The following is a 15,079-nucleotide window of genomic DNA, read 5'->3' on the forward strand; positions in this document are numbered from 1 at the left end:
GAATAGGCTGCTAGCATCGAATGGATACACAATCCCGAATAAGGCCACATCATCAGGTTGCCCATGCTCGAGACCACAGCACAGCCACGGAATGCGCCGCTGTCACCGCCGCTGGATACGCGGTACCAGGTCGAAACGCCGGAGGGCGTCGACCTGCCACTGCGCCCGGCCGGGTTGATGGTCCGTGCGCTGGCATTCTCCATTGATCTTGGTTTGCGCGGCCTGGTCCTGGGCGTGCTGTTCATTGTGCTGGCGATGCTCGGCAAACTCGGAGCCGGGCTCGGCTCGATCCTGCTGTTCGTGGTGAGCTGGTGGTACATGGTGCTGTTCGAGGTGCTGAATCACGGTCGCTCGCCGGGCAAGCAATGGATGGGCCTGCAGGTGGTGCACGACGATGGCACCCCGGTCGGCTGGTCGGCGTCGCTGTTGCGCAACCTGCTGCGCGTTGTCGACCTGCTGCCGTTCGGTTACTTCCTCGGGGCCATCAGTTGCCTGCAACATCCCCACTTCAAGCGCCTCGGCGATATCGCCGCCGGGACCCTGGTGATCTACCGCGAACGACCGCACACCCGCCCCCAGCTCCCCGAAGCCCGGCCCCGCCGCCCGGCCTTTGTCCTGACACTCACCGAGCAACGGGCCATCCTCGGGTTTGCCGAGCGCCAGGGTGAACTCTCCGAAGCGCGGGTCAATGAACTGGCTTCGATTCTCGCCCACCCCTTGCAAGTCCAACCGCCGCAGGCAGTGACCGAGCTCAACGGCATCGCCCGCGGCTTGTTGGGGCCGACATGAAGCAAAGCCTTTTTGAAAGCCGGCACAAGGCCGAATGGGACCATTTCACCCATCTGCTCGAGCAGTTGGAACGGGACGGCAAGGCTCCCGACGCCGGCAGCTTCCCGAAGGACTACCGACGCCTCTGCCAACACCTGGCACTGGCACGGGAGCGTGGCTACAGCAGCTTTCTGATTGACTCCTTGCAGCAACAGGTGCTGCGCGGACACCAACAGCTTTACCGTCATCGCAGCCATTTGGGAGCCAATGTGCTGGCGTTCATCCTGGCCGACTTTCCGCGACTGGTGCGCGAACAGTGGCGTTTTGTCCTCGCCGCCAGCCTGATGTTTTTTGGCAGCCTGGCCGGTTTCGCGCTGCTGGTGTACCTGTACCCGGCGCTGGTCTACAACCTGATCCCCGCCGAGCAGGTCAGCGAAATGCAAAGCATGTACGACCCCGTCGCCGGTCACCTCGGGCGCACAGCGGAACGAGCCGCCAGTGAGGACTGGGCGATGTTCGGCTACTACATCATGCACAACATCGGCATTGCCTTTCAGACCTTCGCCAGTGGTTTGCTGTTCGGTCTGGGCAGCGTGTTTTTCCTGATTTTCAACGGCCTGATGATCGGTGCGGTGGCCGGGCACCTGACCTACGTCGGCTACGGGCAAACCTTTTGGTCATTCGTGATCGGCCATGGCGCTTTCGAACTCAGCGCCATCGCCCTGGCCGGTGCCGCCGGTCTGAAGCTGGGCTGGGCCTTGGTCGCCCCGGGGCGCCTGCCACGGGCCGAGGCCTTGCGATTAGCTGCGCGCAAGAGCGTGCTGCTGATCTGCGGGGTCATGCTGTTTCTGTTGATCGCGGCGTTTATCGAAGCCTATTGGTCGTCAATGACCGGCCCTTCGCACCAGACCAAATATCTGGTCGGCGCGGCGCTCTGGCTGTTGGTGGTGGTTTATCTCGTGTTTGCCGGACGTCAGCGCCATGCGCCTGAGTGACGCCACGGTGGTGATTCGCCCCCGCTCGACCTGGGAAGCCATGGACCTGGGGGTGCTGCTGAGCCAACGCCACCGACGCCTGTTGATGACCAGTTGGGCCTTGGTCACCTTGCCGGTTTTCGCGCTGCTCAGTTGGGGGCTCTGGGATTCGCCCGATCTCGCCGTGTTCATTTTCTGGTGGCTGAAGCCGGCGTTCGAACGCCTCCCCCTATACATCCTGTCCAAAGCCATGTTCGGTGAAACGCCCACGCTCAAACAGGCCCTGCGCCAATGGCCACGCCTGCTCAAGCCGCAATTGCTGGCCAGCCTGACCTGGCGACGCCTGAGTTTGCCCCGCAGCTTCGTGATGCCGGTGGTGCAACTCGAAGGACTGGACGGGCAGCAACGGCAACAACGCCTACAGGTGCTGTTGCAGCGAGACGCCGGCGCCGCACGCTGGCTGACGATCATCGGCGCGCACCTGGAAGGCGCATTGTGGGTCGGCTTGATGGTGTTGTTCTATCTGCTGCTGCCACAACAGGTCGCGCTCGACTGGAGCTGGCAGTCGCTGATCTCGGCGGCCCCCCAGGACTGGCGTTGGCTGGAACACCTGACTAATGCCTTTTATGCACTGGTGCTGGTGACCTGGGAACCGATCTATGTCGCCTGCGGTTTCAGTCTGTACCTGAACCGGCGCACCGTGCTGGAGGCCTGGGATATCGAACTGGTGTTTCGCCGGATGCGCCAACGCCTGGTCAGTGCAGGCGCTGTCCTGTTGATGGCCGTGATTATGCTGATGCCAACCACCCACAACGCATGGGCCACAGAACCGGCCCTCTCACCCGACAGCCCGCGCCTGCTGGGCCAGCCCCTTACCAGTCAGGCCTCCAGGGACAGCATCAAGGCGATCCTCGAACAGGCGCCCTTCAAGAACCGGGAATCGGTCACGCGCTACCGCTTTGGCGAAGAGCAACCGAATGCTGAAGCTTTGGACGACGGCAAGACACCACAATGGTTGAAGGCGCTGTTGAAGCTGTTCGAGGGGCAACGCTTCGGGGCATTGGCGACACTGATCGAAATCGTACTGTGGGGCATCGTCATTGGCGCCGTCGGCCTGTTGATCTGGCGCTATCGCGACTGGCTGCAGGCGTTCGTCAGCCGACGACCGCCCCTCAATGTCAAAGCCACGCGACCGTTACCGCAGCAGGCGTTCGGCCTGGACCTCAAGCCCGAATCCCTGCCCGCCGACATCGCCGCCCACGCCGAAAGCCTCTGGCAAGCCCACCCACGCGAAGCGCTTGGCTTGCTCTATCGCGCTCTGCTCAGCCGCCTGCTGCACGACTTCAATATCGCGCTCAAGGCCGCCGACACCGAAGGCCAGGTGCTTCGGCGTGTCGAGCTACTGCAGCAGCCGGCCTTGCTGGCCTACAGCCAAAACCTGACCGGGCACTGGCAAAACATGGCCTACGGGCATCGCCTGCCGCCCGCTCAAGTGCAACAGGAACTGTGTAACGGCTGGCGTGTTCTGTTCGGTCCGGAGGCTGTCCGTTGAGTCGGCGCCGGGGTTCGATAGCCGGTGCGTTGATGGCCGTGTTGCTGGCTGCGTTGAGTGTTTATCTGTACCTCAAGGCGACTCCCTACCAGACCGAAATCGATCACGGCCCCTCCCCCGAAGCCAATGCCAACCCTTATCTGGCGGCCGAGTTGTTCCTGCGCAAGCAAGGCCTGAAGGTCGGCCACGCCAACGGCCTCGATATCCTGCCCAGCCTCGACCCGCATCAACACAGCCTGCTGTTGCTCGGGGAACGCTACAACATGACCCCACGGCAGATCGACCAGGTGATGAACTGGACCCGGGCCGGCGGGCGGCTTCTGTTCGTCGCCGAGTCGCTGTGGGATAAAAAACTCGGCCATAGCAATGACCTGCTGCTCGACCGGGTGCAACTGCACCAGTCCTTGAGCAAAGACCTCAAGGACCCACCGCCGGATGTCGGTGACGATCCGTACCCGCAACTGACCAAGCTCTATCTGGAAGACGAAGACGCCCCGGCCTATGTCGGTTTCGATACCGCGTTCCATCTCGAAGACCCGAAAAACCTCGCCCTGGCCTGGGCCAACAGCGCCAGGGCCACGCACATGATGCAACTCGACCACGGGCTCGGTTCGATCATCGTGGTCACCGATGCCGACCTGTGGAAAACCCCGACCATCGACCGGTACGACAACGCCTGGCTGCTCTGGTACCTGACCGCCGACACCCGCGTGACGCTGATCTTCAACACCGACCACGACAGCCTGCTGACGTTGCTGCTGCGTTACTTCCCCCAGGCGCTGGTCGCGTTGTTCGCCTTGATCGGCCTGGGTTTCTGGCACTTTGGCGTGCGCCAGGGACCGCTGCTGGAAGCGGCTCCGAAAGCACGCCGGCAATTGCAGGAGCACCTGCGCGCCAGTGCCGACTTCCTGTTGCGCCGCAACGGTCAGGCCGGCCTGCTGCAAGCCTTGCAGCAAGACATCCTGCGGCGTGTACGGCGTCGTCACCTCGGTTTTGAACAGCTCGGCGTTGCCGAACAATGGCTGGTGCTCGCGCGCCTGACCGGCCAACCCACACGCGCCATCAGCCAGGCCATGAGCCCGCGGCCGAAACAACGGCTTTCCAGCGTTGAATTCAGCCGCCAGGTCGCCCACCTGCAAACCTTGAGGAACGCCTTATGATCTGGCACCTGACAAGTGTTGGATTCCCATTGGATTAGAAGACAGTCCCTTACGAGCTGTTCGAGGCTACCTCCGGCAGTTGCGGGTGCAAGCCACATTTGAGTCGGCCTCTCATCGTCCGCATTGGGTTGAATCCACAGCCGAAAGCGGACGTCCCCAGGCACCTACGAAGTTATGGCGATTTAGACTTGGTCCGTGTGAAATCAGTACTCGCCATTAATCTTTCGTGAACATACTCCTCAAATTGTTCGGCTGGCAGTGGCGGGGAAAACAGGAATCCCTGGTAGGTCTGGCAGCCATGCTTGACCAGAAAGATGCGCTGAGCTTCTGTCTCCACACCTTCTGCAATCACCGAAAGCCCCAATATCTGGCTCAGACTCACAATCGCGCAGGCGATGGCGGCGTCGTTGGGATCAACCAGCACATCTCTGATGAAGGACTGATCGATCTTGAGTTGATCCAGCGGAAGGCTCTTCAGGTATGACAGTGACGAGTAGCCGGTTCCGAAATCATCCAGCGAAAGGCCTATGCCGATCTCTTTCAACTCGATCATTTTGGCGACAGTACCTTCCATATCCTCTATCAGCAGGCCTTCGGTCAGTTCCAGTTTCAATTTCTTCGGATCGGCCCCCGTGTATCTCAGTACTTGCAGTACCTCCTCGACGAAGTCCGGATGGTGAAACTGGCGGGCGCTGACATTCACAGCCATACCCAGTCGGGCGGTTTCCGAACGCTTTGTCCAGGCAACCAGCTGAGTGCAGGCTGCCTGCAGCGCCCAACGGCCTAATGGCAGAATCAACCCCGTTTCCTCTGCCAATGGAATGAACTCGCCTGGAAACACGACTCCGCGCTCAGGATTCCGCCATCTCATCAGTGCCTCTGCGCCAATGATACGGCCCTCACTATTCACCTGCGGCTGGTAATGAAGAAGGAATTCGTTGTCCTGCAAGCCTTGGCGCAAGTCTACTTCCAGTCTGGCGCGTGCCGTGGCGACCGCCTGCATTTCCGGATCGAAGAAGCGCATGGTATTGCGGCCCGCCGCCTTGGCGCGATACATCGCCAGGTCAGCGCGCTTCAGAATATCGTCCGCTGTGCTCAGTTGCCCCTGGAACAGCGCAATGCCGAGGCTGGGGGTGCTGTGGTGCTCATATCCATCCAACTGGTAGGAAATGTTCAGAGAGTTGAGAATCTTTTCGCCAATAGCCTTGGCCTGGATAGCTGCGTCTGGAGGATTCTCATTAAGGCCATCCAGCAGGACGACGAATTCGTCTCCGCCCAGGCGAGCCACGGTGTCGCTCTCGCGTATGCAGCCGCAAAGGCGCAGAGCAACTTGCTGCAGCAACATGTCGCCTCTGTCATGCCCCAGCGTGTCGTTCAGTGCCTTGAAGTTATCCAGGTCAATGAGAATTATCCCGTTCGTATGCAGGCTACGGGCGCTGCCCGCCAGCAGATGCTGTAACCGGTCCAACATGAGCCGCCTGTTGGCCAGCCCGGTCAACTGATCGTAGAAGGCCAAACGCTGGACCTCTTGCTCAGCGGTCTTACGGTGGGTGATGTCAGTATTGATCGACAGAACGGATTGCGGCTGGCCATCATCGTCTCGCACCAGGGTTCGATGACTTTCGAGCGTGATGGTGCAGCCATCCCGGCGTCGAAGTGTAACTTCGTCCGCCCAGTCACCCGTTTCTATCAGGCTGTCAGTGGCCGCATTGAAAGCGGCGCTACCCTGGTAGATCAACTCCTGTGCCGATTTGCCGAGTGCCTCTTCCTTTGACAGACCGTAGAGACGCTCGGCACTTTTGTTCCAGTACAGGATGCGGTTATCCATCCCGTGAACGACAATGGCGTCCTGGGCCTTGTCCAGCAGCGATGCTTGCTGGCGGGCCTGCTTCTCGCTTTCGCGCAGCACTGCCAGATAACCTTCCCTTTCGGCTGCTTGCGACTCCATTTCGCGCCTGATCTTGCCCCCGTAGATAACGGCCGCACTGACCATCAGTAGCACGAACACCATGATCGCGTATTCGACCCGGCGCAGTTCTTCGACCGACTCAAGCTCCTCCTCCAGGAGCTTGCTTTGAATCAGGCCAACGCGATCCCGCACGGTACTGAGTGAGGCGAGCAACAGGGCAAACTTCCTGTCCATCGTTGCCATGCGTTTGCCGGCATTGTCCGACTGCCCCTCCCTGAAGTAGGAAAAGATCAGCAAGGCCTCGTTCACCATTTCGACCATCGCGGCATCAACTGCACCCACCTCATCCTTCAATGCAAGGGTAAAGGCCTGTATATCTGCACTGTGTTCAGCCTCATTGGCGATCCGTACTTCCAACTGTTTTTTGGCCATTGCCAAATGCTCGTTGAAGGCGCGCAAGGCTTCATTCATGTTCCGCGATTCGGCTTCAACATTATGTGTATCGAACACATTATTGCCCGGCGCATTGACTGTGGAAGCCAGGCTGCCCAGCGTTGAATAGCTCGACAGCTGTTGGACCCACGACTGGTTTGCCTTGATGGAGCGGTGATAGGTATCGACGATCAGGTGATTCAATAGCACGCTCAGCACAACAACCAGCACGTCGAATCCCGCAAGAAAAAAGTACATGCGGTGCCATTTGGTCGAGCGCGGCTTATTTGAACTGGTGGGTATGGCTTGCTTTGCGGCGGTTTTATTCCTGAAAAAATCCATTTCACAATCTCCAAACATAATCCTTCTAAATTGACCAATAGAAGCGGTATTCGGAAACCAATTGACCTTTTGTGCCGCCACCTGAACCTGAGAACACACCGCACGTAGCATTAGCCAAATTTTTTCTCTGTTCTGGATTCACGCTGGTTTTCGTGAGCGAAGCTCCCGAGTGTCGTTGCGCATTTGCGCCCCTGAACTGGATGCTTCATGCAGAATAGTCGGGTTACACAGGGCACGTTGCGGGTCATTTCCGCGCAGCCTGCCGGACTGCCTGATCAGCTTCGACAGCAGACCAAGCATAGCCACTAATTTGCCATTATTCTGTTCGCCGACTGCTCCAGGTCGGTAGCAGCCCTTGACGGTCGGCAGCTTTCGGCTGTGGATTCAACCGGTCGATGCAACACAGCTAAATTCTGTGTAGGCAGAAGGAGTGTTGCAGGCTTGCTCTGCTGTGAAATTGTCACTGGCTGAACCCGTCCCTGCTATCTACGACATGCGCCGTTGCCGCCTGATACCGGTGCGGCAGATACGTTTCAAGCAGTTCCAGCCATGCTTTTTCGCTCGCATCACCCTTGGTTCAGGGATGGCCGAATGACTGCCGCGACACGGCAAGGCTTTGCTACACCTTATCGTGCCGACCCGACAGCAGCGTTTGATTCACTCATTGAACCAAATTCCCCCAAGCAAGGCAGGAAATGTCGGCAGTTGACCGTCATAGACTAACCTCCACCCCTGACGAACGCTCAAATGAAGGGTTGCCATGGGTTTGCAATGAGACAGATTGGCAGTCACTCACTCGTTCCACGCGTAAAAAAATACGTGAAAAAAGTTAGATTAGATAAGTGACTGATTTATGGAAGATAAAACAAATGTAACTGCTAACAAGGCTCCGGAAGTCGTGAGTCAACCGATCGAGCCCGACGCACCGAGCCATGCCGCTCAACAGCGTCAGCGTGCCGGCCATCTGGCCCAGGCCGTACGCAAAGAACTGCAAAAAGCGGTGATTGGCCAGGACAGCGTGATCGACGACGTCCTGACGGCACTGATCGCCGGCGGCCACGTGCTGCTCGAAGGCGTGCCCGGTTTGGGCAAGACCCTGTTGGTGCGCGCCCTCGCCCGCTGCTTCGGCGGCGAGTTCGCACGCATCCAGTTCACCCCGGACCTGATGCCCAGCGATGTCACCGGGCATGCCGTGTATGACTTGCAGACTGAACAATTCAAACTGCGCAAAGGGCCATTGTTCACCAACTTGCTACTGGCCGACGAAATCAACCGCGCCCCGGCGAAAACCCAGGCGGCGCTGCTCGAAGCCATGCAGGAACGGCAAGTCACCCTCGAAGGCCGTCCATTGCCGATTGCGCAACCGTTCATGGTGCTTGCCACGCAGAACCCGATCGAACAGGAAGGCACTTACCCCCTGCCGGAGGCTGAACTGGACCGCTTCATGCTCAAGGTCCGCATGGATTACCCCGACGCCGAGCAGGAGCTGGACATGGTGCGTCAGGTCAGCCGCTCGACCCGGGCCGACATGCTTGATGTCCAACCGATGCGCACGTTATTGCAGGCCAGGGATGTACTGGCCCTGCAACGCATCGCCAGCGACCTGGCACTGGACGACCAGGTGCTCGATTACGCCGTGCGCCTGGCCCGTTCCACCCGCAACTGGCCTGGTTTGATCCTCGGCGCCGGCCCACGCGCATCCATCGCGCTGGTGCGATGTGCCCGGGCCCGGGCGCTGCTGCGCGGCGGTGAGTTCGTGATTCCGGATGACATCAAAGGCTGCGCCCTGGCCGTGCTGCGCCATCGTGTGCGCATCGCGCCGGAGCTGGATATCGAGGGTCTGGATGTCGATCAGGTGCTCCAGCAGTTGCTCGACCAAGTGCCGGCGCCGCGCCTGTGAAACCCTCGCGCCTGGTGCTCGTCTGGCTGTTGATCCTGCTGGCCTGCACCATTGTGTCGGGCACTTTGGTGGCATTGGAGGTCTCGGTTCCGACGAATCTCATGGCGATCAACTGGGGGTTGCTGCTGGCGCTGCTGACGCTGGCACTGCTGGATGCGGTGTGCGTGAAGCGCCTGCCGTCGCCCCGGCTGAAACGCCAGATACCCGGCAGCCTGGCGCTGGGTCGATGGAGCGAGGTGCAACTGACGGTCGAACACGACTTTGCGCAACCGCTGAAGGTACAAGTCTTTGACCATGTGCCACCGGGCCTGAGCTTCGAAAACCTGCCGCTGACGGTCGAGCTGCAACCCGGCCAGCACAGCCTGGCCGGTTATCGCCTGCGCCCGCTCAAGCGCGGCCACTTCAGCTTCGAACACTGCGAAATCAACCTGCCAAGCCCCTTGGGGCTCTGGTCGCAAAGACGCTTGCTCGACCTGCCCGACGCCACCCGCGTCTACCCCGACTTCGCCCGTCTCTATGAAGGGCAATTACTGGCGGTGGACAACTGGCTCAGCCAGCTTGGCGTCCGCCAGAAACAACGGAGGGGCCTGGGCCTGGAATTCCATCAATTGCGCGAATTTCGCGAGGGCGACAGCCTGCGCCAGATCGACTGGAAAGCCACCGCGCGCCAGCGCACGCCGATTGCCCGGGAATATCAGGACGAACGCGATCAGCAAATCATTTTCATGCTCGACTGCGGCCGGCACATGCGCAGCCAGGATGATGAGCTGTCGCACTTCGATCACGCCCTCAACGCCTGTTTGTTGCTCAGCTACGTCGCTCTACGTCAGGGCGACGCCGTGGGCCTGAGTACTTTTGCCAGCGAACAGCCGCGCTACCTCGCGCCGGTAAAAGGCACCAGCCATCTCAACACCCTGCTCAACACCGTCTATGACTTGAACAGCACCCAACGCAGCGCCGACTATCAAGCCGCGGCCACGCAACTGCTGGCACGGCAAAAACGCCGGGCACTGGTGGTGCTGGTGACCAACCTGCGCGAAGAGGACGACGATGAATTGCTTCCGGCCATCCACCGCCTGAGCCGGCAGCATCAGGTGCTGGTCGCGAGCCTGAGGGAAGACGTACTCGACCACCTTCGCCAGGCCCCCGTGCAAACCTTGTCGGAGGCACTGGCCTACTGCGGGACGGTGGATTACCTCAATGCGCGGGCCGAACTCCATGAAAAGTTAAATGTTCAGGGAGTATCAGTGCTAAATATCCTGCCCCGTGAACTGGGCGTGGACTTGTTATCCCGTTACCTGAACTGGAAAAAAAGCGGAACGCTGTAGGGGGCTTGGCATCAGGCACAATCAAACATATGCATATCCTGCAAAAAACATCTATTACCTTGCCAACAACAAAACAATCAGCTCCCAGAAAACCGACAGCAGCATACTCAAAATGAATAGCATCGAAAACATCTTATCAAACACTTTGAAATGCTGCCGCCTTTTAACCAAAAGCCATACACACCTAGACACCTAAAAGAATCATTAACAACACAAGCAATACCAATTACTAAAAACAGTAGAACGATTTAATTTATCGCCGAACCAGAGCAGTCTTATTCCCCCAACTGTCCCGCTCGCCAACACCATTATTTCCCCCATCATACTCAACTCTAAAGTTCACCATCGGAGGGATCGCGGGATCCAGAGCAACGTTCAGGTTCACGATATAGCTGTGCCACTGCGCGTTTTGACTCATAGCGTCAGGTGAATTCACACGCTGCGAGCCATAGCTCTCAAGCAGCACATCAATATTTGCGCGATACCAATACTGATTGCTCGGCCGACTTGTCAGGTTATATCTCAACGTCCTTAAATATACCCGCTCGCCAACAAATTTATACTGATATTCTATCTGCCCCGTCAACTCCGTAACTCGAATATGGCGATGATGAAAGATTGAAACCTCCACACCATCCCAAAAGCTATCGGAAAACTCATCACCATCACCGGCCTCTACAAATGAACCACCTTTAAAATCATCAGCCAGTACGTACTTCATCACAAGCTTTTCCACCACAAGATTTTCTTTATCAGCCTTGGCATTCATTTTTCACCTCCACGAAGACACTAAAAGACAGCGAAAACAAAATAACTCGATCAGTTACTCATTCGCCACTGTCAGAACTGACAGGTATTAAGAAGGGATTGGAATAACCAGCATGCTTTTATTTCGAAACCGGAAAAATTCACTACTATAGGTTTATTGATGTTAGGCAGTACGTTGGAGATCAACTATCTTCCTCGAAACGATCTCGCGCCGATGATCAAACACACTGGGTTCTTGCAAGCGACTCAACTCAATAGCGGGCAATTGACGGCCGTTGTCGAATGAAAAAGGCCCGTGGTGACTTCAACGGGAGTACTCACTCCGAGAGTGATCATTTACCTCTCACGCCGAAGCCGGCAGCGGCAGAAAACTGAAGTACTGCTTCAACGCCTCTACCAGTTGCCCATACTCCGGCGGTGCCCGTTGCAGGCTGAACCCGGCGTCGAAATGTTGGGGGGTCGCGTCTTCGTGGCACCACAGGCAACAGGCCTGCAGGTCGATGATTCGCAGACCACCTTCCCTGGCGGGAATTTTCAGGCGCAGGCTGAAGTCCGCGCCGATCATCATCGGCAGCTGGCTGATCAACATCAGCCCGTCTTCGGAGACATTGCCCAGGTAGCCGATGGGTTTGCCGGTGATGCCGTTGAACACTTTCAGGAAGTACGGCAGTTGATGCCGCTCGATTCGGCGGTCAGTGAACATGTGCAAATTCGCTATGCAAGGCTCTTAAGCAGAGCCGCACTACTGCTTCGGAACGGGTATGCATAAGTCTTTGCCCGCTCTCCCCGCTTCCGGTGCGCCAGTCCTTGTAGCGCAGAGTCTTGCTTGTGCCGGTCACAGGTGTTGCCCCGGTTCATCAAAGACAACGCTCTAAAACCGGTTCCCTGGACTATAGCTCACCACCGCCGGGGAGCCAGCGATCAGAGGGTTGCGGCCGTCAGAACTGCGTGGATTTTGTCGCGGCGGCACTGCGCAACGGGTAGTGACCCAGGCTTTGCAGGGTTTCCAGACGGGCTCGGGCGCGGTAGGCGTATTCGCTCTGTGGGTACGAGGCGATGATGAACTGATACGTCTGCGCCGCATCGACAAACATCTTCTGCCGTTCCAGGCAAAGGCCGCGCATCATCGATGCTTCCGGCCACACATAAGGTCGCGCCCGGCTTTCGCGCTCGACCTTGGACAGTTCAAGCATGACTTGCTCGCAATTGCCCCGGTCATAGGCTTTGTAGGCATTGTTCAAATGATGGTTCATCGACCAACGGGTGCAGCCCGTGACGCTGAGGGCGCTGATGGCAAGGGCGGCAATGAGTACGCAACGCATGGGAAAATCTCCTGTCATGAACGCTGTATCGACCCATGGTCGGAAATCTTCAGGCTGCCGGATGCAAAGTTGCGCGGTTCTATAAAGAAGGCAATAACCAGGTTCTTCGAAAAAACCAAGCTCTTCACGAAAAGTAGTGCATACGAACAATGACTACACCTTCGGAGCATAGTAGCCTCACTCAGCGCTTGAACTCAGGAGTCTTTGCATGTCCGTCCGTCGTACCAAAATCGTCGCCACCCTTGGCCCAGCCAGTAACTCGCCGGAAGTTCTCGAACAGCTGATTCTGGCTGGCCTGGACGTCGCCCGCCTGAACTTCTCCCACGGCACCCCCGACGAGCACAAGGCTCGCGCGAAGCTGGTGCGTGACCTCGCTGCCAAGCACGGCCGCTTCGTCGCCCTGCTGGGTGACCTGCAAGGCCCGAAAATCCGTATCGCCAAATTCGCCAACAAGAAGATCGAGCTGAAGATCGGTGATCAATTCACCTTCTCCACCAGCCATCCTCTGACCGAAGGCAACCAGCAAGTGGTCGGCATCGACTACCCGGACCTGGTCAAGGACTGCGGTGTGGGCGACGAGCTGCTGCTCGACGACGGTCGCGTGGTGATGCGCGTCGATACCGCCACCGCCACCGAGCTGAACTGCACCGTGACCATCGGCGGCCCGCTGTCCGACCACAAAGGCATCAACCGTCGCGGTGGCGGCCTGACCGCTCCGGCCCTGACTGAAAAAGACAAGGCCGACATCAAGCTCGCCGCGGAAATGGAAGTCGACTACCTCGCGGTATCCTTCCCGCGTGACGCCGCCGACATGGAGTACGCCCGTCAACTGCGCGACGAGGCCGGCGGCACTGCCTGGCTGGTGGCGAAGATCGAACGCGCCGAAGCCGTGGCCGACGACGAAACCCTCGACGGCCTGATCAAGGCGTCCGACGCGGTGATGGTTGCCCGTGGTGACCTGGGTGTGGAAATCGGCGACGCCGAGCTGGTGGGCATCCAGAAGAAAATCATTCTGCACGCACGCCGCCACAACAAGGCGGTGATCGTGGCGACCCAGATGATGGAGTCGATGATCCAGAACCCGATGCCGACCCGCGCCGAAGTGTCCGACGTAGCCAACGCCGTGCTCGACTACACCGATGCCGTGATGCTCTCGGCCGAAAGCGCCGCTGGCCTGTACCCGCTGGAAGCCGTTCAGGCCATGGCGCGTATCTGCGTCGGTGCCGAAAAGCACCCGACCAGCAAGACCTCCAGCCACCGCATCGGCAAGGAATTCCAGCGCTGCGACGAAAGCATCGCGCTGGCGACCATGTACACCGCCAACCACTTCCCGGGCGTGAAGGCGATCATCGCCTTGACCGAAAGTGGCTACACCCCGCTGATCATGTCGCGCATCCGCTCCTCGGTGCCGATCTACGCGTTCACCCCGCACCGCGAAGCCCAGGCTCGCGCGGCAATGTTCCGTGGCGTGTACACCATCCCGTTCGACCCGGCTTCGCTGGCGCCGAACGAAGTCAGCCAGAAGGCTATCGACGAGCTGGTCAAGCGCGGCGTGGTACAGAAAGGCGACTGGGTCATCCTGACCAAAGGCGACAGCTACCACACTACCGGTGGCACCAACGGCATGAAGATCCTGCACGTTGGCGATCCGATGGTCTGAGTGACCGGCTGCTGAAAAACAAAAGCCCCGCCATGTGAATGGCGGGGCTTTTTGCATTCTGATCCGATAGTTGTGTTGTTCAGGCTGGCCTCATCGCGAGCAAGCTCGCTCCCACAATGGTTTGGTGTACACAAATCTACTGTGGGAGCGAGCTTGCTCGCGATGGGGCCGGCCCAGTCAGCGAAAGATTCAATGCCGCTTGATAAACCCCGTCAACGCCGCCAACGCCTCCGGCGACCGCAGCCGCTGAGTGAACAACGCCCCCTCCTCTTCAATCACCTTGCGCAACAGCTCCCGGTCCGGTGCCTTCATCAATTGCTTGCTGATACGCACTGCTTCCGGCGGCAGCGACTCGAATCGCAACGCCATCTCCCGCGCCCTGGCCAAGGTTTCTTCGCCACTGCCCAAGGCTTCGGACGCAATACCCCACGCGGCAGCCTGCTCCCCATTGAAACCTTCACCGAGCAGCAACAACTCCGCCGCCTTGGCCTGCCCGAGCAGACGCGGCAGGATCAGGCTGGAACCGAACTCCGGGCAAAGACCAAGGTTGACGAACGGCATGCGCAGGCGGGCGTCGCGGCTGACGTACACCAGGTCGCAATGCAGCAACATGGTCGTACCAATGCCCACCGCCGCTCCGGCCACGGCGGCGACCACCGGTTTGCGGCATTCGAGCAAGTTGAGCATGAAGTGGAACACCGGGCTGTCGAGGCTGTTCGGCGGTTGCTGGATGAAATCGGCGATGTCGTTGCCGGCGGTGAAGCATTCGGCAGAGCCGGTGATCAACACGGCGTTGACATTCGGGTCGCTGTCGGCCTGTTTCAGCGCCTCGGCCAAGTGGCTGTACATGGCGCGGGTCAGGGCGTTTTTCTTGTCCGGGCGATTCAGGCGCAGGGTCAACAAGCCGCGTTCGCGTTCAACTTGGATGGCATCGGTCATGGCAGGTCTCGCGTCTGAAAAGTCA

General features: G+C 58.9%; 12 protein-coding genes and 1 pseudogene. 7 read left to right on the forward strand and 6 right to left on the reverse strand.

What is annotated here, in order from left to right; all coding sequences use genetic code 11:
- The first annotated feature begins 63 nt into the window (after positions 1 to 63).
- From AC1RDQ_RS14180 to AC1RDQ_RS14195, 4 genes are read left to right on the forward strand one after another with little or no spacing between them, the layout of a single operon-like run.
- Positions 64 to 789, forward strand: a complete 726-nt coding sequence (locus AC1RDQ_RS14180; protein ID WP_489339141.1) for an RDD family protein — start codon at positions 64 to 66, stop codon at positions 787 to 789.
- Complete coding sequence (locus AC1RDQ_RS14185; RefSeq protein WP_492587562.1) at positions 786 to 1,763, forward strand: stage II sporulation protein M; 978 nt, start codon at positions 786 to 788, stop codon at positions 1,761 to 1,763. Before AC1RDQ_RS14180 ends, AC1RDQ_RS14185 begins: the two co-directional genes overlap by 4 nt.
- Positions 1,750 to 3,294, forward strand: coding sequence for a DUF4129 domain-containing protein (locus tag AC1RDQ_RS14190; RefSeq protein ID WP_492587563.1), 1,545 nt, complete (start codon positions 1,750 to 1,752; stop codon positions 3,292 to 3,294). The genes AC1RDQ_RS14185 and AC1RDQ_RS14190 overlap by 14 nt, the downstream gene beginning before the upstream one ends.
- A 32-nt stretch (positions 3,295 to 3,326) precedes the next feature.
- Positions 3,327 to 4,454 (forward strand): DUF4350 domain-containing protein, encoded by a 1,128-nt coding sequence (locus AC1RDQ_RS14195; RefSeq protein ID WP_492587663.1) that lies wholly within the window; start codon positions 3,327 to 3,329, stop codon positions 4,452 to 4,454.
- Positions 4,455 to 4,626: 172 nt separating this feature from the next.
- Here the strand turns inward: AC1RDQ_RS14195 and AC1RDQ_RS14200 are convergent, their stop codons facing one another.
- Both AC1RDQ_RS14200 and AC1RDQ_RS14205 read right to left on the reverse strand, forming a co-directional pair.
- Entirely contained in the window at positions 4,627 to 7,137 is a 2,511-nt protein-coding gene (locus AC1RDQ_RS14200) for a putative bifunctional diguanylate cyclase/phosphodiesterase (protein ID WP_492587564.1), read from the reverse strand.
- A gap of 460 nt (positions 7,138 to 7,597) precedes the next feature.
- A pseudogene (locus AC1RDQ_RS14205) lies at positions 7,598 to 7,702 on the reverse strand (hypothetical protein); the annotation flags it as partial.
- Between the two features lie 333 nt (positions 7,703 to 8,035).
- On the opposite strand from AC1RDQ_RS14205, the gene AC1RDQ_RS14210 reads away from it, so the two are divergent.
- Together AC1RDQ_RS14210 and AC1RDQ_RS14215 are read left to right on the forward strand one after the other, a co-directional pair.
- The gene (locus AC1RDQ_RS14210; RefSeq protein WP_150813322.1) at positions 8,036 to 9,037 is read left to right on the forward strand and encodes an AAA family ATPase; all 1,002 of its coding nucleotides are present in this window, start codon (positions 8,036 to 8,038) and stop codon (positions 9,035 to 9,037) included.
- Positions 9,034 to 10,365, forward strand: a complete 1,332-nt coding sequence (locus AC1RDQ_RS14215; protein WP_492587565.1) for a DUF58 domain-containing protein — start codon at positions 9,034 to 9,036, stop codon at positions 10,363 to 10,365. The genes AC1RDQ_RS14210 and AC1RDQ_RS14215 overlap by 4 nt, the downstream gene beginning before the upstream one ends.
- Before the next feature lie 253 nt (positions 10,366 to 10,618).
- On the opposite strand, the gene AC1RDQ_RS14220 is transcribed toward AC1RDQ_RS14215, so the two are convergent.
- The 3 genes from AC1RDQ_RS14220 to AC1RDQ_RS14230 form a co-directional block, all read right to left on the reverse strand.
- Complete coding sequence (locus tag AC1RDQ_RS14220; protein WP_492587566.1) at positions 10,619 to 11,134, reverse strand: hypothetical protein; 516 nt, start codon at positions 11,132 to 11,134, stop codon at positions 10,619 to 10,621.
- Between the two features lie 342 nt (positions 11,135 to 11,476).
- The gene (locus tag AC1RDQ_RS14225; RefSeq protein WP_492587567.1) at positions 11,477 to 11,836 is read right to left on the reverse strand and encodes a PilZ domain-containing protein; all 360 of its coding nucleotides are present in this window, start codon (positions 11,834 to 11,836) and stop codon (positions 11,477 to 11,479) included.
- 235 nt (positions 11,837 to 12,071) lie between these two features.
- The gene (locus tag AC1RDQ_RS14230) at positions 12,072 to 12,455 is read right to left on the reverse strand and encodes a tetratricopeptide repeat protein (RefSeq protein ID WP_057713491.1); all 384 of its coding nucleotides are present in this window, start codon (positions 12,453 to 12,455) and stop codon (positions 12,072 to 12,074) included.
- A 208-nt stretch (positions 12,456 to 12,663) separates the two neighbouring features.
- Between AC1RDQ_RS14230 and pyk the strand changes: the two genes are divergently transcribed.
- On the forward strand, positions 12,664 to 14,115 hold the full coding sequence (pyk, locus tag AC1RDQ_RS14235; protein ID WP_007978464.1) for a pyruvate kinase: 1,452 nt from the start codon (positions 12,664 to 12,666) through the stop codon (positions 14,113 to 14,115).
- A gap of 189 nt (positions 14,116 to 14,304) precedes the next feature.
- Here the strand turns inward: pyk and AC1RDQ_RS14240 are convergent, their stop codons facing one another.
- A complete protein-coding gene (locus AC1RDQ_RS14240) occupies positions 14,305 to 15,054 on the reverse strand; it encodes an enoyl-CoA hydratase-related protein (protein WP_057713490.1) in 750 nt (249 codons plus the stop codon).
- Between the last annotated feature and the right edge of the window lie 25 nt (positions 15,055 to 15,079).

Source organism: Pseudomonas sp. GW823-FHT02E01 (genome assembly GCF_058797535.1).

Excerpts from the sequence above, each read along its gene's own strand:
- AC1RDQ_RS14180 (WP_489339141.1), top strand. The coding sequence starts at position 64 with ATGCTCGAGACCACAGCACAGCCACGGAATGCGCCGCTGTCACCGCCG.
- AC1RDQ_RS14185 (WP_492587562.1), top strand. The coding sequence starts at position 786 with ATGAAGCAAAGCCTTTTTGAAAGCCGGCACAAGGCCGAATGGGACCAT.
- AC1RDQ_RS14190 (WP_492587563.1), top strand. The coding sequence starts at position 1,750 with ATGCGCCTGAGTGACGCCACGGTGGTGATTCGCCCCCGCTCGACCTGG.
- AC1RDQ_RS14195 (WP_492587663.1), top strand. The coding sequence starts at position 3,327 with ATGGCCGTGTTGCTGGCTGCGTTGAGTGTTTATCTGTACCTCAAGGCG.
- AC1RDQ_RS14200 (WP_492587564.1), bottom strand. The coding sequence starts at position 7,137 with ATGGATTTTTTCAGGAATAAAACCGCCGCAAAGCAAGCCATACCCACC.
- AC1RDQ_RS14220 (WP_492587566.1), bottom strand. The coding sequence starts at position 11,134 with ATGAATGCCAAGGCTGATAAAGAAAATCTTGTGGTGGAAAAGCTTGTG.
- AC1RDQ_RS14225 (WP_492587567.1), bottom strand. The coding sequence starts at position 11,836 with ATGTTCACTGACCGCCGAATCGAGCGGCATCAACTGCCGTACTTCCTG.
- AC1RDQ_RS14230 (WP_057713491.1), bottom strand. The coding sequence starts at position 12,455 with ATGCGTTGCGTACTCATTGCCGCCCTTGCCATCAGCGCCCTCAGCGTC.
- pyk (WP_007978464.1), top strand. The coding sequence starts at position 12,664 with ATGTCCGTCCGTCGTACCAAAATCGTCGCCACCCTTGGCCCAGCCAGT.
- AC1RDQ_RS14240 (WP_057713490.1), bottom strand. The coding sequence starts at position 15,054 with ATGACCGATGCCATCCAAGTTGAACGCGAACGCGGCTTGTTGACCCTG.